Source organism: Rhizobium sp. 01T437, from assembly GCF_056398505.1.
In genome coordinates this window covers 1-19,140 of record NZ_JBFTPM010000019.1, presented here as the reverse complement: position 1 = coordinate 19,140, position 19,140 = coordinate 1, and the positions used below count along the sequence as shown (strand labels likewise).

Here is a 19,140-nt window from a genome sequence, read left to right as displayed (position 1 = left end):
TATTAGGTCCGACATGCCATTCAGCGCATGATAGGAGATGAAAGAATGCCCACTGCCGTTTCGCGTTTTGCCAGGATCGCGGCGATTGCCGTTCTTGCGAGCGCTACCGTCTTTGCTTCGATCGGTGATGCCGATGCGCGCCGCGCTGGTGGATTCGGCGGATTCGGAAGCCGCGGCACGCGTACCTTCAGYGCGCCTCCGGTCACGCAGACAGCTCCTGCCCCGGTTGCGCCCATCGAGCGCTCGATGACGCCGCGCCCGCAGACAACTACGCCCTATAACACGCAACAACCCGGCTATGCCCAGCAGCGCCCCGGCTTCTTTGGTGGCTTCGGCCGTTCGATGATCGGCGGCCTGATTGCTGGCGGTCTGCTCGGTATGCTGCTTGGCCACGGTTTCGGCGGCGGCTTCGGTTTCCTCGGCTTGCTCCTGCAGATCGCGCTGATCTTCGGAGCGATCACCCTTGCCATGCGCTTCTTCGCCAATCGCCGCCAGCCGTCCTACGGCGCAGGCGGCCAGAGCTATGGCGGACCGCAGTCCTATGGCATGTCGCCGGCCAATGGCGGTTCGTCCTTCCATATTCCGGCGATCGGTTCGGGCTCCAGCGGCCAACAGCAGCGCAACGCACGCCCGAGCGATGAGATCGGCCTTGCCCAGGCCGACCTCGATCAGTTCGAGGAGTTGCTGACCAAGATTCAGACCGCTTATGGCGCGGAGGATTACGGTGCGCTGCGCCGCCTGACGACGCCGGAAGCCATGTCCTACCTTGCCGAGGAGCTTGGCGAGAACGCCACCAACGGCGTCCGCAACCAGGTTACCGACGTCAAGCTGCTGCAGGGCGATATCGCTGAGGCCTGGCGTGAAGACGGTCTGGAGTATGCGACGCTTGCAATGCGCTACTCCTCGATCGACGCCATGGTCGAGCGTAACAGTGGCCGCCTCGTCTCGGGCGACGACCGCCGCCCGAGCGAAAGTACGGAGGTCTGGACCTTCGTGCGCAAGTCCGGCGCCGACTGGAAGCTTGCCGCCATCCAGGGCACCGGCCAGCGCGCTGCTTAATTGACTGAAACGGGTTTGGAGCGCATGCGGGACACCGTTTCGCGCTCCGCCCGCTTGCAGCGCATCGGCGGCAGGCCGCGGTCCATCAGATCCATATCCTCAAGCACCATGTCGCCCATCTTCTGGAAGGCGCTATCGAGTGCACCCGCCCGATGGGCCGAACGGATGAAGCCCTTGAGGCTCCGCACCGGATGGTCTGACGGCAACGGCTCCTGCGGATAGACATCGCTTGCCGCAACGATATGGCCGGAGGCGACGGCGGCCATCAGCGCGTCGAAATCCACGACGTCAGCGCGACTGAGCAGGATGAAGGCGGCACCCTTGCGCATGCTGGCAAACGCATCCGCACCAAGGAAGCCCCTGTTCTCGCTGGTGACCGATGCTACGACGAAAACGAAGTCGCTCTGCGTCAGTACTTCGTTCAGGGTCGCGGGCTGCACACCATTTTCCTCCAGGATCGAGCGAGGCATCCAGGGATCGAAAACCCTGATCCTGGCGCGAAAGCCCGACAGAACCCGCCGCAGCGCCTTGCCCAGGTCGCCGAAACCGACAATGCCGATCTCGGAACCTGATATTAGCCGGGCGCTTATATTGCCCTCACCGCCCCAGAGTTCATTGCCTTCCCTGAAAGCCACATCGGCATCGACGATGCCGCGGGCGAGGCTTAACGCAAAACCGAGGCCGATCTCCGCCACAGGCTCGGCAAAGACCTGCCCGGTCGTCACCACATGAATGCCGCACTGGAAGAGGATCTCGTAGGGCATGTTGTTGAGGAGATTGCTCTCGACATTGAGGATCGAGCGGAGCTGCGGCATACGACCAAGCGTTTCCGCCGAAAGCGGTGGCTGGCCGATGATGTAGCGCGCCTTGCCGATGACATCATCGCCGAGGCTAGCGATGTTTTCGGGATCGGCCTCGACGATCTCATATTTGGCGTTGAGTTCGGCGCGTGCCCTGTCGCTGAAGATCAGGTCGAGCGTACGCGGCTCCGGCGCGCTGATCGCCAGCGGCCTTTCGGTATTCGTCATGGGGTCCTCCTCGAGATGCGGCGGCTCACACCTCCGCAACATGATTGATAATCCGGTTGAACGCCCCTTGTGAAGCCGCCTTTCAAAAAGGCAATTGCCTATGATATAAGCAATTGAAATTCCTATCTATTCTTATGCTTTTCGTTGACGATAAAAACTCGCTGGACTAGCTTGGGGAAGCGACTTGAAACCGTGCCTGAGGGGTCGGCGGCCGCAGGATCTAAAAGCTCGGAGGGAATTCCATAATGAAATCAATCTTCAAGAGCGGCGTCCTTACGCTCGCCGCCGCAGCGCTCCCGGCAGTCGCCTACGCTCATACCGGCGTCGGCGAGACGGCCGGCCTTGTCCATGGTTTCAGCCATCCTGTCTCCGGCCTCGATCATATCCTTGCCATGGTCATGGTCGGCGTTCTCGCCTTCCAGCTTGGCGGTCGCGCTGTCTGGGCCGTGCCTGCGACCTTCGTGCTCGTCATGGCCTTCGGTGGCGCGCTCGGTATGGCTGGTATCAATGTGCCTTTCGTCGAGACCGGCATTGCGCTTTCCGTCATCGTGCTCGGTGCTGTCGTCGCGCTGAACATCCGTGCCTCGACGGCAGTCGCGATGGCGATTGTCGGCCTGTTTGCAGTGTTCCACGGCCACGCGCATGGGGCCGAGATGCCCGAGAATGCCGGTGGCGCTGCCTATGCCGCGGGCTTCATGATTGCAACGGCCCTGCTGCATGCGATCGGCCTCGGCGTCGGCTTCCTTATTGCCCGCTTCGATGAACGGCAGGGTGCCTTCGTCGTGCGTACCGCAAGCGGCCTTGCGGCAGTTGCCGGCGTCGGCCTCCTGACCGGCCTGATCTGAGGCTCACGCCTCTCCAATAAATTTATCGGGCATTTGGCGCCCGGCAGACACGTGTCTGCCGGGCGTTTTATGTTTGCGAGATTTGACTCAAGTCAATTCCAGGCACGCAACACCGGTCTATGAAGAAACAGACTACCGAAGCATGTATCCAAATTGACGCAGGTCAAGCTGGGCAATTGCGGCATAAACGCGAAAGTCTGTATAGTGATTTCAGGAATTTCTGAAATCACAGACATAACGGAAATAACAATGAACCTTCCGCCTCTCGTTCAGTCCTTTGTCCTGCACTTTGGCGAAATGGGCTCCCGCTGGGGCATCAATCGCACGGTCGGCCAGATCTATGCCTTGCTCTACGTCTCGCCCTCGCCGCTTTGCGCAGAGGAGATCGTCGATGCGCTCGGCATATCGCGCTCGAATGTCTCCATGAGTCTTCGCGAATTGCAGGCCTGGAACCTGGTGCTTCTGCGCCATAAGCCGGATGACCGGCGCGACTTCTTCACCACACCCGACGATGTCTGGCTGATCCTCAGAACGCTTGCCGAAGAGCGCAAGAAGCGCGAGGTCGATCCCACATTGTCGGTATTGCGCGAGATCCTTATGCAGCGCCCTGCGAGCGAGGCCGAACGCCATGCGCAGGAGCGCATGAGCGAAATGCACACGCTGATCGAACAGCTGACGCATTGGTATGAAGACGTAAAACAACTTGAAACAGAAAGGCTTGCGACGTTACTCTCGCTAGGTGCAAAGGTGACCAAACTGCTGGAGGCCAAGGACAGAGTCGTTTCGCTTGGCCGCCGCCGTCCCAATCCTGCGAACAAGAGTTAGCGCCATGAGCAGTGCTTTCTTCGACGCGAGAGATCAGCAAGAGGCGGAAGCGCCAGCTGCCGAGGCCCGGACACGCAAGCCGTCCAAGACCAAAAGCCGCCTACGCGGCGCCGCGATGCTGCAAGCCTTTGCGGCTGCACTCTGGATTCCCCAGGCGGGCCTGCTCGCCTGGTCCGTCGGCCGGCTCGCCGATGGTGGAAGCCCTGCCGATATCCTCTGGTCCGCGGTCTTCATCCTGTTGCTCGGCATCGTCAAAAGCTGTCTCGATGCGACTGGCGGCCGCCTTGCTTTTCGCGCAGCACGCGCTGAACTCAGTGAAAAACGCGCCACCGCCATCCGCCTGCTTGCCCGTCTTTCGCCTGTTGACGCCGGGCGCCCTGCGTCCGGTGAGGCCGCCAGCGTTCTCGGCGAACAGGCTGAGCTGATCGTGCCCTATCTCTCCCGTTTCCAGCCGGCGCGGATGAAGGCAAGCCTCGTGCCGCTCATCATCCTTGGCTGCATCTTTCCTATCTCCTGGATCGCCGCGCTCGTGCTGCTGTTTGCAGCGCCGCTCATTCCGATCTTCATGGCGCTGATTGGCTGGCGCGCGCAGGCTGCGAGCGAAAAGCAACTCGTCGCAACGGGCGGCCTCAACGCTTTCCTGCTCGACCGCCTGCGCGGTCTTGCGACGATCCGCTCTTTGAACGCGGTCGATGCCACGGCGCACAGGCTTCGCGCGGAAGCAGAATCGCTTCGCACGCGCACCATGACAGTGCTGAAGATCGCTTTCCTGTCTTCGGCCGTGCTCGAACTCTTTTCAGCACTCGGCGTGGCGATGACTGCCGTCTATGTCGGCTTCAGCCTGCTCGGCGAAATCCGCTTTGGCGCCTGGTCGGGCGGCCTTGACCTTTCGCAAGGCCTGTTCATCCTGCTGCTGGCACCAGCCTTTTTCGAGCCGCTGCGTGAACTCTCCGCCGTCTGGCATGACCGTGCCTCGGGCGAGGCCGCGCTGAAGGCGCTGGATAGGCTCGCTGCCGAAGGCATGGCGCTTCCCGATCGCGAAGAGGCGGGAGCCTTTACCGCGAACGAGGCCCTCAATATCCACCTGGAAAATATCAGCTTTCGCTATCAGCCGGATCATGCGCCGGTCCTTGATGGCTTCAATCTCGATATTGCCGCCGGCGAACACGTAGCGCTGCTTGGCGCCAGCGGTACCGGCAAATCAACACTGTTGTCGCTGATCGCCGGTCTGGCGCCCTGCAATGAGGGTCAGGTTCTGATTGGCGGCACAGCGATAGATCGCGGCAAAATGGCCTGGATCGGCCAGAAGCCGCATATTTTCGCAGCCACCGTTGCCGGCAATATTGCGCTGGGACGGCCCGGCATCACCAAGGCAGAAGTCTCCAAGGCGCTCGATCTCGCAGGGCTTGGCAGTGCCGCGAATGCCTATGGACATCGCCCGCTCGGTGAAAGCGGCATCGGTCTTTCGGGCGGCGAGGCGCTGCGCCTTGCGATCGCGCGGGCTGCCTGCGATCCCGATATCCGAATCATCCTCGCTGACGAGCCGACCGCGCATCTCGATGCCGAGACGGCCGCCGAGATCACCGAGAGCCTGCTTGCTCTTGCGGAGGGCCGCACGCTGATCGTGGCAACGCACGACCCGCTGCTGGCCGCACGCATGCACCACGCCATCCGCCTTGATACGGAGCGTCTTCAGGAGGCTGCCGAATGACCAACTTCCTTAGAGATATCAGGCCGGTCCTGCGCCTGTTCATGCAGACGCGTCGCAAGGAACTCCTGCTCGGCGCCGCACTGTCGGCGGCGACCGTTTCGGCTGGTATCGCCCTGCTCGGCCTATCCGGCTGGTTCATTACCGCAACCGCGCTTGCAGGTCTCTCGGTAACCGTTGCGGCGACCTTTGACGTCTTTGCGCCATCGGCCAGCATCCGTTTCCTTGCCATCCTGCGCACGGCTGCACGCTATGGCGAAAGACTGACGACCCACAACGCGACGCTCGCCGTGCTCGCCGCCCTTCGTGAGCGCCTGTTCCGTGGCTGGGCCTCCGCCGGTGCGGCGCGCGCGCTTCTCAACCGTCCGGCCCGGCTGCTCTTCCGGCTGACCGCCGATATCGACGCGTTGGATTCGCTCTATCTTCGCGTCCTGGTGCCGGCAGCCGTAGCAGTCGGCACGGCACTTGTTGCCAGTGTGACACTCGGGCTGATGCATCCGCTGTTCGGCCTGCTCTTCGGATCCTGCCTCGTTCTGGTGGGGCTTGGCCTGCCGCTCGCGGCCGGCCGGCTGGCGCTGAAGCACGCCCGCCGCCGCGCTTACGGCATCGAAACCATCCGGTCGCGGACCATCGATCTCGTCGCTGGGCAGACCGATCTTCTCATGGCAAACCGCCTTGCCGCACAGCAGCAGGCAATCGCTGCCGCAGACGCCTATACCGCAAGCGCCGACGACCGGTTGAACCGGATCGAGACCGGCGTGAGCTTCGGCTTCGGGCTCGTCTCGACCGCCCTGCTGGTCGCGGCATTGCTGACATCAGCGACGCTAATGCAGACAGGCACCATCACCGCACCCGTTGCGGCACTCGGCGTGCTCGTCGCCTTTGCCGCAACAGAACCCTTTGCCGCATTGCGCCGCGGCGCGATGGAATTCGGCAGGACCATGCTGGCGGCCAAGCGCATCGCACCCCGTCTTTCGGCCGTTCAAGCGGATTTCACGCCCGAGGCTCCGGCCCATGAGCTTGCCTTCGCGCTGCAGAATGTGGCCGTCGCCCATGATGGAGCGGCTCTGCCGGCCTTGCGGGACGTAACGCTCGAACTTCGCCGCGGCGAGCACATGGCCTTGGTCGGCAGCAGCGGCGCCGGCAAATCGACCCTGCTGTTGCTACTATCAGGCGAACTGCCGCCAAGTGTCGGCATGGCTGCAGCGCTCGACGCAACGCTGCTCACCCAGCGCACCGAGCTTTTCCAGGACACGCTGCGCGGCAACCTGCTGCTCGCGGCGCCCGATGCTGATGATGACCAACTGCGAGACGCGCTCGCCGCCGCAGGCCTGCTTGCCGATGTCGATGCGCTACCATCAGGCCTCGATACCGCGCTCGGTGAAGGCGGCATGGGGCTTTCCGGCGGCCAGTCGCGCCGGCTGGCACTCGCCCGCCTCTTCCTGCGCGACACGCCGCTCTGGCTGCTCGACGAGCCGACCGAGGGGATCGACGGCCGCACCGCCAGCGATGTGCTGCATCGCCTCGCGCTTAGAGCGGAAGGCCGGACGCTTGTCATTGCCACACATATTCGCCGCGAAGCGGCGCTCGCAGACTTGATCGCCGTCATCGAGGACGGCCGCATCTCAGAAGTTTCGCGCCGTGGAGAGGCGGCGTTCGAAAAGACGCTCGACCGGCTTCGGCCGGACTGAGCGAACAGGCATGCTCCGCACGGCCAGCCGGCAATGCGGAAACTTCTTGATACCCCGTGGGACCGTGGGAGTAACACAATGGAACTAGACATCGTAGCGCTATCGCGCTTCCAATTTGCGCTGACTGCGCTTTATCACTTTCTGTTCGTGCCCTTGACGCTCGGCCTTTCCGTGCTGCTTGCCATCATGGAGACGACCTATGTCATGACCGGCCGCCAGATCTGGCGGCAGATGACGAAATTCTGGGGCACGCTATTCGGCATCAATTTCGTGCTGGGTGTCGCAACCGGTATCGTCATGGAATTCCAGTTCGGCATGAACTGGAGCTATTACAGCTATTATGTCGGCGATATCTTCGGCGCACCGCTGGCAATCGAGGGCCTGATGGCCTTCTTCCTCGAAGCGACCTTTGTCGGCCTTTTCTTCTTCGGCTGGGACAAGCTGTCGAAGGTCGGCCATCTGGTCGCCACCTGGGCGGTGGCGCTCGGCTCGAATTTCTCCGCGCTCTGGATCCTCATCGCCAATGGCTGGATGCAGAACCCGGTCGGTTCCGCGCTCAATCCGCAGACGATGCGCATGGAGATCGTCAGCTTCTTCGACGTGGTCTTCAACCCTGTCGCCCAGGCGAAATTCGTCCACACGGTTTCGGCGGGATACGTCTGCGCCTCGATCTTCGTGCTCGGGGTTTCGGCCTGGTACATGCTGAAGGGCCGACATATCGAGCTTGGCAAGCGCTCGATGACGGTCGCTGCCTCCTTCGGCCTCGCTTCAGCGCTGTCGGTGGTCGTGCTCGGTGACGAAAGCGGCTATCTCGCCACCGAGAACCAGAAGATGAAGCTCGCCGCAATCGAAGCGATGTGGAAGACGGAGCCGGCACCGGCTGCCTTCACCGCCTTCGGCTTCCCCGATCAGGAAGCACGCGAGACACATTTCGCCATCCATATCCCCTGGGTCATGGGCCTGATCGGCACACGCTCGCTGACGACCGAAATTCCCGGTATCGACAAGCTGGAACAGCAGGCCGAGATCCGCATCCGCGACGGCATCAAGGCCTACGATGCGCTGATGCAGATCCGTTCCGCACCGGCCCAGGATCAGGTCGCCCAGGAAGTCCGCAGTTCCTTCGAGGATCTAGGCCACGACCTTGGCTATGGCTTGCTCCTGAAGCGCTATGTCGACGATCCGCGTCAGGCGACCGACGAACAGATTGCCCAGGCGGCACGGGACACCATCCCGCATGTGCCGACGCTCTTCTGGTCGTTCCGCATCATGGTCGGCCTCGGCATGTTCTTCATCGTTCTGACGGCAACCTTCTTCTGGCTGTCGGCCCGCCGGCATCTGGACAAGTATCCGCTGCTGCTGCGCATCGCGGTCTTTGCCATCCCACTGCCCTGGATCGCGATCGAGGCTGGATGGGTGGTTGCCGAAATCGGCCGTCAGCCCTGGGTGATCRAAGGCGTGCTGCCGACGGCGGTTGCCGTCTCCAATCACGGCGCTTGGGCGGTGCTGCTCACCATCATCGGGTTTGCCGCACTCTACACGACGCTGATCATCATCGAGATGAGCCTGATGCTCAGGGCGATCCGCCAGGGGCCGGAACCGGACCACGAACCGGAAGCCAAGCTCATTTCCGAAACCCTCGTTCCCGCGGAGTGACCTGTCATGATCCTTCACGAACTCATCGATTATGGAACCCTGCGCCTCATCTGGTGGGTGCTGCTCGGCGTGCTCCTGATCGCCTTCGCCGTCACCGACGGCTTCGACCTCGGCGTCGGAACGCTCCTGCCCTTCGTCGCCAAGACCGATGCGGAACGCCGTGTCGCCATCAACACGATCGGCGCCACCTGGGAAGGCAATCAGGTCTGGCTCATCCTCGCAGGCGGCGCGATCTTCGCCGCCTGGCCGCCGCTCTACGCGGTCTCCTTCTCGGGCTTCTATCTGGCGATGTTCGCGATCCTCTTCGCCCTCATCCTTCGCCCGGTCGGTTTCAAGTACCGCTCCAAGCGGGACAGTGCACGCTGGCGCAACGGCTGGGACTGGGCACTCTTCATCGGTGGTTTCGTGCCGTCGCTGATCTTCGGCGTTGCCGTCGGCAACGTGCTGCAGGGCGTTCCCTTCCGCTTCGCGGACGATATGCGGATCTTCTACGAGGGCTCGTTCTTCGCGCTTCTGAACCCATACGCCCTTCTCTGCGGGCTGCTCTCCGTCGCCATGCTCGTCATGCATGGCAGCGCATGGCTCGTGCTAAAGGCAACGGGGCCGGTTGCCGATCGCGCCCGGCGCTTCGGCAGCATCGCAGCGCTTGTGGTCATCGTGCTCTTTGCGATCGGCGGCCTGTGGCTCTGGGCCGGCGTCAGCGGTTATCGCATCACCAGCGATATCAGCCCGGTCGGCCCGTCGAACCCGCTTCTGAAGACGGTGGCGCTGGAAAGCGGTGCATGGCTTGCCAATTACGGCACCCATCCCTGGATGATCGCCGCTCCGGTACTCGGCTTCCTGGGTGCGGTTGCCGCCTTCCTTGCCATGCGAGCACGGCTGGAAGTCATGACCCTGCTCTTCAGCGACCTCTCGATAACAGGCATCATCTCGACGGTTGGCCTGTCGATGTTCCCATTCATCCTGCCCTCTTCGCTCGATCCGAGGTCGAGCCTGACGGTCTGGGATGCATCGTCGAGCCACCAGACGCTCTTCATCATGCTGGTGGTTACGGTCATCTTCCTGCCGATCATCTTTGCCTACACCGCCTGGGTCTACAAGGTGCTGTGGGGCAAGGTCGACGAGAAGAGCATCACCGACAAAAACAGCCACGCTTACTGAGGAGACGAAACGATGTGGTATTTCGCATGGATACTCGGCCTGCCGCTGGCAGCCGCCTTCGCCGTCCTCAACGCCATATGGTACGAGCTGGTGGATGACGAAGCCAAGAAAAAGGCATCGGGCGAACGCCGATAAAGAATTGAAGGGCGCGGCCCAAACCGCGCCCTTTTTCTTTCAGCTCATCGCCGCACAGCTGTCAGCCAAGCCGGTTCTGCGACCGCTCCGCAAGCTCGACAATGATGCCATCGGGATCGCGGACAAAGGCGATCCTGTTCAGCATCTCCGAGTGGACGGCAAAGCGCGGCCGTTCCTTGATTTCGACGCCTGCCGCTTCCAGCTGCGCGAAGGTTTCTTCGACATTCTCGAAATGGAAGGTGATGTGCTTGACGCCTGCCGTTCCTTCGGGAAGATCAACCGCTCTTGCAGCACCCCCGGGCGGTGCGAAAACTTCCAGCATGCCGCCGCCAGCGTCAAGGAAGGCAACCTGCATACCATCAGGCATCTGCTTGCGCAGCTGCAACTTTAGCCCGAGCAGACCGCAATAGAACTCGATGGCACGATCCATATTGCTGACGGTCATACCGATATGTTCGAATGATTTCAGCATCTTCACTACCTCAGCCGCCGGCCGCAACGCGCTGATCTTCTTCCGGCAGCCAAGACCGATAGAGCGGATGATCGGCCGTGATCGGCATCGGCGTCGGTTGGCCGGTACGCTGCGAATAATAGGCGGCTGTTACGAGCTCCAGCGAATTGCGCGCATCCTGCAGGGTGACCGGCGGATCCTTGCCCTCCATAAGGGCCTGATGGAACAGCTCGAACTGGCGCGTATAACCGTCTTCCTTGGCTTCGTAGCCGGCAAGTGCTGCGTCGATGCGGGCCTGATGTTCCTCGGTCCCAGCGATGAAGGTCCAGGGATCGCGGCCCATCGTGTAGGGTTCCTGAATGCTCTCGGCGACGAGATCCCTGAAGCAGAAACGCAGTCTGGAGATCTCCTTGCGTGAGCCGAGCGTCATGGACAGCGTAGCGAGGGAGCCGTTCTGCATCTTCACCGATAGCGCGGCGGTATCTTCCACCTCGATCGGATTGACCAGCGTCGCGCCATAGGAAAACACCTCGGCGCATGGACCGTGTACATAGTTCAGCATGTCATGGGCATGGATCGCATGGCCGAGCAGGCCGCCGCCGAGTTCCGTCGCCCATTTTCCGCGCCAGGGCACGGCGTAATAGTCCGGCCCGCGCCACCAATGGGTCTCGATGGTGGTGAGGAAGGGCTTGCCGGCCAGGCCGCGCTCGATCAAAAGCTTCAGCTTCTGCAGGCCGCTGCCGTAACGGTACTGGAAGATCGGCATCAGCTTGCGGCCGTTCGAACGCGCCAGGATGCGCGCCATTTCATCCACTTCGGCGATCGAGCCGAAGAGCGGCTTTTCGCAGATCACATGCTTGCCGCTTTCGATCGCCTTTTTGCAAAGCTCGAAATGCGAGCTCGGCGGCGTGGCGATATCGATGATATCGAGATCGTCGCGTGTGAAGAGCGAATCCGTATCCTGGGTATATTCAGGAATCTTGTGCTCCTCACAGAGCGGCTGGCCGCGATCCGCGTCGAGAGAGCAGAGAACGGGAACCTCGAAAAGATCGCGGTTCCAGCCGAAGCCTGTCAGATGCCGTTCGGCAATGCCCGCGCCGATGACGCCCACGCGCAGTTTCCGTGTCATGATGTTTTCCTCAGCGGGTGCCGATGCGGGCGGCCTTGGTCTGTGCTTCGATTGAAAGGCGGCAGACCTCGTAAACGTGGTTCTGCGTCATCGCCGTTTCGGTGYGATCGCTTACATCGGCGGCAAAGGCGTCGAAATAGTCGAGCTTCTCGCCGCTGCAATCGATATGCGTCATCTCCTTGCCGTTGACGAGGAAGAGATGATCCTTGCCGGGCCGACCGGCGATATCGATATATTTGCGCAGCTCGATATAACCCTCGGTGCCGAGAATGGTCAGGCGTCCGTCGCCCCAGGTGGGCAGCGCCTCCGGCGTGAACCAGTCGACACGGACATAACCGCTTGCCTTGTCGGAACGCAGCAGCACTTCGCCGAAATCCTGGAAATCAGGCTTTTCCGGCATGCCGAAATTACCAACAGAGCTTGCGACCACCTCACCCGTCGTCGAGCCTGTGTAGAACAGGAACTGGTCGACCTGATGCGAGGCGATATCGACGATGATGCCGCCAAAGGCTTCCGGATCGAAGAACCAGTCCGGCCGTGTCGGCAGCTGCAGCCGGTGTGGCCCCATGCCGAGCGTCTGGATGACCTTACCGATCGCGCCCTCCTTCACCAGCTTGCCCGCCTTGACGGCGGAGCGCACGCAATGGCGCTCGGAAAAGCAGATGGAGAAGATCTTGCCGGTCTCGGCAACGGTACGTTTGACCTCTTCCAGCTGGGCAAAGGTCGTGACACCCGGCTTGTCGGTCATCACATCCTTGCCAGCCTTCATGGCGCGGATGGCAAGGCCGGCGCGGTCGCGCGGAATGGCAGCAATGCAGATGACGTCGATCGAGGGGTCGGCGAAGATCTTCTCGCGATCGATCTGAGGCGCATCCGGATAGGTCTTCTCGAACATTTCGCGGATTGCAGGCACAGTCGTTTGCGGACAATAGCCGACGAATTCGGCACCCGCGGCCAGCAGTCCCTTCACATGATCGAACGTGTGCCCATGGTCGATCCCGACGACGGCAAATCTCAGCATCGCAGTATTTCCTCCCGCGAAATTTCCGGAATCGGCAGCCGCCGACCCTTCTCCATGGTGCAAAACAGACAGCGAAAGAGAAGCCCTGTCAAGGCGAGATCAGCGGCAAAACTCTTTTGCCGCATTGGTAAATATATGAAATAGAACGGTTATTTTGTATCTAAATAGTTATAAGTTATGATGAAATGCCGCTTGGGTGCTCCATTGCGTCGCGGGCGCAAGCCGCCGATGCGAACCGCTTTTCGTCCGTTGAGACTTGCTCTTGCCTGATGAATATGCTCGATTTTCGGGAGCCGTCGGGTAGGAGGACGGCAGCTATCCCTTTCTGCAGGAGCGCTCCCCGCTCCGCCCTGTGACGGAAGATCACCATGTCCCATTCTCCCCTCGATGCTACCGCTTCGGGCGGCCTGTTTGTCGGCCGCGCCTGGAATCCTGATGTTGCCGGACCGAGCATCGTGACGCTTCGCGACGGCGCACTTGTCGATATCACCTCCGCCGAAGCGCCGACGCTGAGCGCGCTGCTGGAACGAGCCGATGCGGCAGAGTTCGTCCGGGCCGCCACCGGCAGGGTGCTCGGCACGCTGGAGGCGATTGCCGCCAACAGCACAGGCAAGCCCGATGCGAGCAAGGCCTATCTCCTGGCGCCGGCGGACCTGCAGGCAATCAAGGCCTGCGGCGTAACCTTCGCCCAGTCGATGATCGAACGCGTCATCGAGGAGAAGGCGGCTGGTAATCCGGATCGCGCAGCCTCCATCCGCGAACGTGTCAGCACTCTGATCGGCGGCAGCCTGACGAATATCAAGGCCGGCTCGCCGGAAGCCGCCAAGGTCAAGCAGGCGCTGATCGAGGAAGGCATCTGGTCGCAATATCTGGAAGTCGGTATCGGCCCTGACGCCGAAGTCTTCACCAAGTCGCCGGTGCTTTCGTCCGTCGGCTGGGGTTCGGATGTCGGGTTGCACCCGATCTCGACATGGAACAATCCGGAGCCGGAAATTGTCCTGGCCGTCAACAGCCGCGGCGAGATCAAGGGCGCGACACTCGGCAATGACGTGAACCTGCGCGACGTCGAGGGCCGCTCGGCGCTGCTGCTCGGCAAAGCGAAAGATAACAACGCCTCCTGCTCCATCGGCCCCTTCATCCGTCTGTTTGACGCGAGCTACAGCCTTGACGACGTGCGCAAGGCCGAGCTGGACCTCAAGGTCACCGGCCAGGACGGTTTCGTGCTGCATGGCAAGAGCTCCATGTCGCAGATCAGCCGCGACCCGACCGATCTCGTCAAGCAGACCGTCGGTGCCCACCATCAATACCCTGACGGATTCATGCTATTCCTCGGCACGCTCTTTGCGCCGACACAGGACCGCGATGCGAAGAACCAGGGCTTCACCCACAAGATCGGCGACGTCGTGGAAATCTCGTCGGCCGGTCTCGGCGCGCTGGTCAACACCGTCAGGCTGTCCACCGAATGCCCACCCTGGACCTTCGGCATCTCGGCGCTGATGAGCAACCTCGCAAAGCGCGGATTGCTCTAAACTACTGGTTTCGCCTGATACCCTGCAAGAGGTCGAGAACGGAGTTCGCGGCCTCAAGCACATTGGTACCCGGACCGAACACGGCGGCAACGCCGTGTTCGTGCAGGAATTCATAATCCTGCCGGGGAATGACACCGCCGCAGACAACGATGATATCGCCGCCGCCCTGCTCCTTCAGCCGGTCGATCAGCTGCGGCAATAGCGTCCGATGGCCGGCCGCCAGCGACGAAACGCCGACGACATTGACCTTTTCGCCGAGCGCCATGCCGGCCGCCTCTTCCGGCGTCTGGAACAGCGGTCCGGCGAGCACGTCGAAGCCGACATCGCCGAAAGCCGAGGCGATGACCTTGGCGCCGCGGTCATGTCCGTCCTGGCCGAGCTTGGCGACCATGATCTTCGGCTTTCTGCCCATCGCCTCAGTCACTTCCGCCATACGCACCTTGAGCACGTCAAGCTCGGGCTCGTCCCGGTAGGCCGCACCATAGATGCCGCGGATAACCTTGGGCGTGGCGAAATGATCGCCGAAAACCTCGCGCATTGCATCGGAGATTTCGCCGACGGTGGCACGCGCCCGCGCTGCATCAACGGCGGCTGCAAGCAGATTCCCGTTGCCGCTGCGAGCAATCTCCAGAAGTGCCGCTAGCGCCTCCTTGACCTTCACGCTATCACGGCGGCGCTTGGTCTCCTCGATCCGGCGAATCTGCGCAGCACGCACCGCGCTATTGTCGATCTCGAGAATGTCGATCGGCTGTTCGGTCTCGAGCCGGTATTTGTTGACACCGACGATGATCTCGTCGCCCTTGTCGACCGCGGCCTGGCGGCGGGCGGCGGCTTCTTCAATCAGTCGCTTCGGCAGGCCTTCATTGACGGCCTTCGTCATGCCGCCCAGCGCCTCGACCTCTTCGATCAGCGCCCATGCCTTGTCGGCCAGTTCCTTGGTCAGGCTCTCGACATAATAAGAGCCGGCTAGGGGATCGACGACGTTGGTAATGCCGGTTTCATGCTGCAGAATGAGCTGCGTATTGCGAGCAATACGCGCGGAAAACTCCGTCGGCAGCGCGATCGCCTCGTCGAAGGAGTTGGTGTGCAGCGACTGCGTGCCGCCGAGCACGGCCGACATCGCCTCGAAAGCGGTGCGGATGATGTTGTTATAGGGATCCTGCTCCTGCAGCGACACACCCGAGGTCTGGCAATGGGTACGCAGCATCAGCGAGGCGGCCTTCCTTGGCTCAAACTCCTCCATGATGCGGGTCCAGAGCAGGCGGGCAGCGCGGAGCTTCGCCGCCTCCATGAAGAAATTCATGCCGATCGCGAAGAAAAAGGAGAGTCGGCCGGCGAAATCATCGACGTTCAGCCCCTTGGCGATCGCCGCCCGCACATATTCGCGCCCGTCGGCAAGCGTGAAGGCAAGCTCCTGCACCAGCGTCGCGCCCGCCTCCTGCATGTGATAGCCGGAGATCGAGATCGAATTGAATTTCGGCATCTCTTTCGCCGTATATTCGATGATATCGGCAACGATGCGCATCGAGGGTTCCGGCGGGTAGATATAGGTGTTGCGGACCATGAACTCCTTGAGGATGTCGTTCTGGATGGTCCCGGAAAGCTCCGCCTTCGAAACACCCTGCTCCTCGCCGGCGACGATGAAATTCGCAAGAATCGGGATGACCGCACCGTTCATGGTCATGGAAACGGACATGTCCTGCAGCGGAATGCCGTCGAACAGGATCTTCATGTCCTCGACGCTATCGATGGCCACCCCCGCCTTGCCGACATCGCCAACGACCCGTGGATGATCGCTGTCATAGCCGCGATGGGTAGCGAGATCGAAGGCCACGGAGAGGCCCCTCTGACCCGCGGCGAGATTGCGGCGGTAGAAGGCGTTGGATTCCTCGGCGGTCGAGAAGCCGGCATATTGCCGGATCGTCCAGGGCCGGCCGGTATACATGGTGGCGCGTGGACCGCGAGTGAAGGGCGCAAATCCCGGCAGACTGTCCGCGTCGCTGCCATCGAGATCGGCGGCCGTGTAGAGCGGTTTGACGTCGATGCCTTCGGGCGTGTGCCAGGTCAGCGTATCCGGTGCTGCGCGCAGCTCCTTTTCCGCCAGCGCCTCCCAGTCCGACAGCGTCTTCTTCGTCATATCATCCTCCGCATCGTCTGCGCGCCACGCTACCACCATGCGGTGGCGCGGCGCGATACAGCCTTAGGATAATTTGATCGGCAAGGCGATGATAGACGTTCAGCGATGGGCGGCCCAGGGCACGAAGAGCCGCTCGATCAGCCGCGCCAGGATCTCCAGCAGGAAGGCAATCGCGGCAATGACGATGATCCCGCCAATGACGATATCGGTCACCAGAAACTGCGCCGCCGACTGGATCATGAAGCCGAGGCCTTGACTTGCCGCAACGAGCTCGGCCGCAACCAGCGTCGACCAGCCGGCGCCCAGCGCAATGCGCGTGCCCGTCAGGATCGACGGAATGGCACCCGGAAGGATCACATGCAGCAGGACCTGCAACCGGCTCGCCCCGAAGGAGCGGGCAGCGTTGACGAAATCGCCGGGAGCGGATTTGACGCCTGCTGCCGTCGACAGGATGATCGGCGGCAGCATGGCGAGCGAGATGACAGTAACCTTCGACGCCTCTCCGATGCCGACCCAGATGATGATCAGCGGCAGATAGGCAAGCGGCGGCAGGGGCCGCAAGAATTCGACGATCGGATCGAGAATGCCCTTGCCGATACGGCTCGTGGCGATCGCAAGACCTGCCGGCACGCCGATGATGAGCGAGACGGCGAGCGCTGCGAAGATGCGCAGCAGGCTTGCGAGCGTATGTTCGGCGAGTGTGGAATCGACGAAGCCGTTGATCGCGACATTGGCGAGCGATTTCGCCACGACCAGCGGCGACGGCAGGAAGACCGGCGAGACGGCGCCATAGGCCGAAGCAAGGCTCCAGCCGGCAATAATGACGGCAATTGTCGCAAGCGAGATCGGCAGCGTGCCGCGGCGTTTCGGCCGTGCCTCTGCCGGTTGATCCGACACCGCGGTTGTGAGTGCTTCCGCCTCGACGCTCATGCGGCAATCTCCTCTTCATCCGCGTGGATGAGTGCGGTCAGCTCGTCGTGCAGATTTTTAAACGCAGTGAGCGCTTTGATCTCCTTGACGCTTTTGCCTTCGAGGAGAGCCTCGCCAAACTCGGTCCTGATGTCGGCGACGATACGGCCGGGATTGGGCGCCAGCACGATGACGCGTGTCGCAAGCAACAGCGCCTCATCAATGCTGTGGGTGATCAGCAGGGCACCGGTTTTGCTTTCCGCCCAGACATCCAGCAGGAATTTCTGCATGCGGCTGCGTGTGAGCGCGTCGAGCGCACCGAGCGGTTCATCAAGCAACAGGAAGCGAGGGCCGGAGGCCAGGGCGCGAGCGATGCCGACGCGCTGGCGCATGCCGCCTGAGAGTTCCCAGATATTCTTGTGACCCGCGCCATCGAGCCCGACTTTGACCAGCAGTTCTTCCGCGCGGCGCTGTCTCTCCCCTTTCGAGATACCTTGAAGCTTCAGTGGAAAGGCCACGTTGCCGGCGGCGGTCAGCCATGGATAGAGCGCGTCGTCCTGAAATACCACGGCCCGGTCTACACCTGGCCCATCGATCTCTTTACCGTCGACCAGCACGCGCCCATCGCTCGGCTCAGTGAAACCGGCAGCAATATTGAGAAGGCTAGTCTTGCCGGAGCCCGAACGGCCGATGACGACCACGAATTCGTCCGAAGCGATATGCAGGTTGACGCCATCAAGCACACGTCTCTTCCGACGACTGCCTGCCTCGGCATAATCGAGCGCCAGAGACTGTAGTGAAAGCGTGCTCATATGGGCATCACCTGTTTGAGAAAAAAACGGCGCAGCCGAAGCCGCGCCGGGACCCTTGGGAGGATCAAAGACCTGCCTTGGCTGCTTCCTTGACCCAGCGGTCGGAAACATAGGGGCTGTAGTCCTTTAGAACGGCGGGGATCTTGCCCTGCTCGAGGAGGAAGGCCGACGCTTCAGCAACGGCCTTCGTCGTACCGCCACCGAGGAGATCGGCGCTGGCCTGTTCCTTCAGGCTCGGGAAAGTGTAGCCCTTGAGAAGAGCCGGCACTTCATCGGTCTTGGCACCGGTGAGCTTGGCAATCTTTTCGGCCTCCGGTGATTTCGCATTCCAGCTATCCGGATTGGCGAGGTAGGAGGCATAAGCCGCACCCGTGACCTTCACGAAGCCGGTGACGACTTCAGGATGGGCCTCGGCAAATTTCTTGCTGACGATCCAGGCGTCAAAGGTCGGGCCGCCCCACTTGGCGACATCAGCAGACGTCGCGAGCACGCTGCCGCTCTTCTTCAGCTGCGCCAGGACCGGGTCCCAGACATAGGCGCCATCGATGTCACCACGCTCCCAGGCAGCAGCGATTTCCGGCGGACGCAGGTTGAGGATCTGCACCGACTTCGGATCGACCTTCCAATGCTTCAGCGCCGTCAACAGGCTGTAATGCGCGGTCGAAACGAAGGGCGTGGCGATCTTCTTACCCTTCAAATCTTCTGGCTTGGTGATGTTCTTGACGGCGAGCGCTTCGGCGTCGCTTATGAGACCGACGACATAGATCGTCTCGATCGGCAGTTCGCGRCTGGCAGCAGCGGCAAGCGGCGATGAGCCGACATAACCGATATCGATGGAACCGGAAGCGATGGCGGTGATGACATCGGCGCCGCTATCGAATTTCTGCCAGTTGATCTTGGCCTTGGTCTCCTTTTCATAGGTACCGTCGGCCTGCGGCACGCGTGACGGCTCGACGATCGGCTGGTAGCCGATATTCAGCGTGACGTCGGCAGCGTCGGCCGCATAGGTGGTCAAGGTGAGGACTAGGTGGTCAAGGTGAGGAC

The 19,140-nt window shown here is 61.7% G+C and carries 17 protein-coding genes; 9 read left to right on the top strand and 8 right to left on the bottom strand.

Annotated elements, in window-relative coordinates; genetic code table 11:
• Positions 1-45 precede the first annotated feature (45 nt).
• Complete coding sequence (locus tag AC1DM5_RS28565; protein WP_477819602.1) at positions 46-1,059, top strand: Tim44 domain-containing protein; 1,014 nt, start codon at positions 46-48, stop codon at positions 1,057-1,059.
• On the opposite strand, the gene AC1DM5_RS28560 is transcribed toward AC1DM5_RS28565, so the two are convergent.
• The gene (locus AC1DM5_RS28560; RefSeq protein WP_477976293.1) at positions 1,056-2,087 is read right to left on the bottom strand and encodes a hydroxyacid dehydrogenase; all 1,032 of its coding nucleotides are present in this window, start codon (positions 2,085-2,087) and stop codon (positions 1,056-1,058) included. The two genes, AC1DM5_RS28565 and AC1DM5_RS28560, sit on opposite strands and share 4 nt — an antisense overlap.
• A 245-nt stretch (positions 2,088-2,332) precedes the next feature.
• Here AC1DM5_RS28560 and AC1DM5_RS28555 point away from each other — a divergent pair, with 245 nt between their 5' ends.
• From AC1DM5_RS28555 to cydX, 7 genes are all read left to right on the top strand, one after another.
• Positions 2,333-2,932, top strand: coding sequence for a HupE/UreJ family protein (locus tag AC1DM5_RS28555; protein WP_477819600.1), 600 nt, complete (start codon positions 2,333-2,335; stop codon positions 2,930-2,932).
• Positions 2,933-3,181: 249 nt separating this feature from the next.
• Positions 3,182-3,757: a GbsR/MarR family transcriptional regulator gene (locus AC1DM5_RS28550; RefSeq protein ID WP_007815869.1), complete on the top strand. Its 576-nt coding sequence runs from the start codon at positions 3,182-3,184 to the stop codon at positions 3,755-3,757.
• 4 nt (positions 3,758-3,761) lie between these two features.
• On the top strand, positions 3,762-5,468 hold the full coding sequence (gene cydD, locus AC1DM5_RS28545; RefSeq protein ID WP_477976291.1) for a thiol reductant ABC exporter subunit CydD: 1,707 nt from the start codon (positions 3,762-3,764) through the stop codon (positions 5,466-5,468).
• Positions 5,465-7,156 carry an amino acid ABC transporter ATP-binding/permease protein gene (locus tag AC1DM5_RS28540; RefSeq protein WP_477976289.1) on the top strand — a complete coding sequence of 564 codons (1,692 nt, stop codon included), beginning with the start codon at positions 5,465-5,467 and terminating at the stop codon, positions 7,154-7,156. Before cydD ends, AC1DM5_RS28540 begins: the two co-directional genes overlap by 4 nt.
• 78 nt (positions 7,157-7,234) lie before the next feature.
• Positions 7,235-8,812, top strand: a complete 1,578-nt coding sequence (locus tag AC1DM5_RS28535) for a cytochrome ubiquinol oxidase subunit I (RefSeq protein WP_477976287.1) — start codon at positions 7,235-7,237, stop codon at positions 8,810-8,812.
• 6 nt (positions 8,813-8,818) lie between these two features.
• On the top strand, positions 8,819-9,973 hold the full coding sequence (gene cydB, locus AC1DM5_RS28530; RefSeq protein ID WP_477819596.1) for a cytochrome d ubiquinol oxidase subunit II: 1,155 nt from the start codon (positions 8,819-8,821) through the stop codon (positions 9,971-9,973).
• Positions 9,974-9,985: 12 nt separating this feature from the next.
• Positions 9,986-10,108 carry a cytochrome bd-I oxidase subunit CydX gene (gene cydX / locus AC1DM5_RS28525; RefSeq protein ID WP_007815879.1) on the top strand — a complete coding sequence of 41 codons (123 nt, stop codon included), beginning with the start codon at positions 9,986-9,988 and terminating at the stop codon, positions 10,106-10,108.
• A gap of 61 nt (positions 10,109-10,169) precedes the next feature.
• Here cydX and AC1DM5_RS28520 read toward each other — a convergent pair whose 3' ends face one another.
• The 3 genes from AC1DM5_RS28520 to AC1DM5_RS28510 are packed head-to-tail and all read right to left on the bottom strand — an operon-like array spanning position 10,170 to position 12,709.
• Positions 10,170-10,580: a VOC family protein gene (locus AC1DM5_RS28520; protein WP_113319651.1), complete on the bottom strand. Its 411-nt coding sequence runs from the start codon at positions 10,578-10,580 to the stop codon at positions 10,170-10,172.
• Between the two features lie 10 nt (positions 10,581-10,590).
• Positions 10,591-11,688, bottom strand: a complete 1,098-nt coding sequence (locus AC1DM5_RS28515; RefSeq protein ID WP_477976285.1) for a Gfo/Idh/MocA family protein — start codon at positions 11,686-11,688, stop codon at positions 10,591-10,593.
• 10 nt (positions 11,689-11,698) lie between these two features.
• Positions 11,699-12,709, bottom strand: coding sequence for a Gfo/Idh/MocA family protein (locus AC1DM5_RS28510; RefSeq protein ID WP_477976283.1), 1,011 nt, complete (start codon positions 12,707-12,709; stop codon positions 11,699-11,701).
• A 368-nt stretch (positions 12,710-13,077) separates the two neighbouring features.
• Between AC1DM5_RS28510 and AC1DM5_RS28505 the strand changes: the two genes are divergently transcribed.
• Positions 13,078-14,238: a fumarylacetoacetate hydrolase family protein gene (locus AC1DM5_RS28505; protein ID WP_477819594.1), complete on the top strand. Its 1,161-nt coding sequence runs from the start codon at positions 13,078-13,080 to the stop codon at positions 14,236-14,238.
• 1 nt (position 14,239) lies between these two features.
• Here the strand turns inward: AC1DM5_RS28505 and scpA are convergent, their stop codons facing one another.
• From scpA to tauA, 4 genes are all read right to left on the bottom strand, one after another.
• Complete coding sequence (gene scpA / locus AC1DM5_RS28500; protein ID WP_477819593.1) at positions 14,240-16,375, bottom strand: methylmalonyl-CoA mutase; 2,136 nt, start codon at positions 16,373-16,375, stop codon at positions 14,240-14,242.
• 99 nt (positions 16,376-16,474) lie between these two features.
• Positions 16,475-17,305: an ABC transporter permease subunit gene (locus tag AC1DM5_RS28495; protein ID WP_477819592.1), complete on the bottom strand. Its 831-nt coding sequence runs from the start codon at positions 17,303-17,305 to the stop codon at positions 16,475-16,477.
• A complete protein-coding gene (locus tag AC1DM5_RS28490; RefSeq protein ID WP_477976281.1) occupies positions 17,302-18,096 on the bottom strand; it encodes a taurine ABC transporter ATP-binding protein in 795 nt (264 codons plus the stop codon). Before AC1DM5_RS28490 ends, AC1DM5_RS28495 begins: the two co-directional genes overlap by 4 nt.
• A 64-nt stretch (positions 18,097-18,160) precedes the next feature.
• Positions 18,161-19,111 carry a taurine ABC transporter substrate-binding protein gene (gene tauA, locus AC1DM5_RS28485; protein WP_477976317.1) on the bottom strand — a complete coding sequence of 317 codons (951 nt, stop codon included), beginning with the start codon at positions 19,109-19,111 and terminating at the stop codon, positions 18,161-18,163.
• Between the last annotated feature and the right edge of the window lie 29 nt (positions 19,112-19,140).

What these genes read in the sequence shown, in the direction of transcription:
- AC1DM5_RS28560 (WP_477976293.1), bottom strand. Translation starts at nt 2,087, where the DNA reads ATGACGAATACCGAAAGGCCGCTGGCGATCAGCGCGCCGGAGCCGCGT.
- AC1DM5_RS28555 (WP_477819600.1), top strand. Translation starts at nt 2,333, where the DNA reads ATGAAATCAATCTTCAAGAGCGGCGTCCTTACGCTCGCCGCCGCAGCG.
- AC1DM5_RS28550 (WP_007815869.1), top strand. Translation starts at nt 3,182, where the DNA reads ATGAACCTTCCGCCTCTCGTTCAGTCCTTTGTCCTGCACTTTGGCGAA.
- cydD (WP_477976291.1), top strand. Translation starts at nt 3,762, where the DNA reads ATGAGCAGTGCTTTCTTCGACGCGAGAGATCAGCAAGAGGCGGAAGCG.
- AC1DM5_RS28540 (WP_477976289.1), top strand. Translation starts at nt 5,465, where the DNA reads ATGACCAACTTCCTTAGAGATATCAGGCCGGTCCTGCGCCTGTTCATG.
- cydB (WP_477819596.1), top strand. Translation starts at nt 8,819, where the DNA reads ATGATCCTTCACGAACTCATCGATTATGGAACCCTGCGCCTCATCTGG.
- cydX (WP_007815879.1), top strand. Translation starts at nt 9,986, where the DNA reads ATGTGGTATTTCGCATGGATACTCGGCCTGCCGCTGGCAGCCGCCTTC.
- AC1DM5_RS28520 (WP_113319651.1), bottom strand. Translation starts at nt 10,580, where the DNA reads ATGCTGAAATCATTCGAACATATCGGTATGACCGTCAGCAATATGGAT.
- AC1DM5_RS28515 (WP_477976285.1), bottom strand. Translation starts at nt 11,688, where the DNA reads ATGACACGGAAACTGCGCGTGGGCGTCATCGGCGCGGGCATTGCCGAA.
- AC1DM5_RS28505 (WP_477819594.1), top strand. Translation starts at nt 13,078, where the DNA reads ATGTCCCATTCTCCCCTCGATGCTACCGCTTCGGGCGGCCTGTTTGTC.
- scpA (WP_477819593.1), bottom strand. Translation starts at nt 16,375, where the DNA reads ATGACGAAGAAGACGCTGTCGGACTGGGAGGCGCTGGCGGAAAAGGAG.
- AC1DM5_RS28495 (WP_477819592.1), bottom strand. Translation starts at nt 17,305, where the DNA reads ATGAGCGTCGAGGCGGAAGCACTCACAACCGCGGTGTCGGATCAACCG.
- AC1DM5_RS28490 (WP_477976281.1), bottom strand. Translation starts at nt 18,096, where the DNA reads ATGAGCACGCTTTCACTACAGTCTCTGGCGCTCGATTATGCCGAGGCA.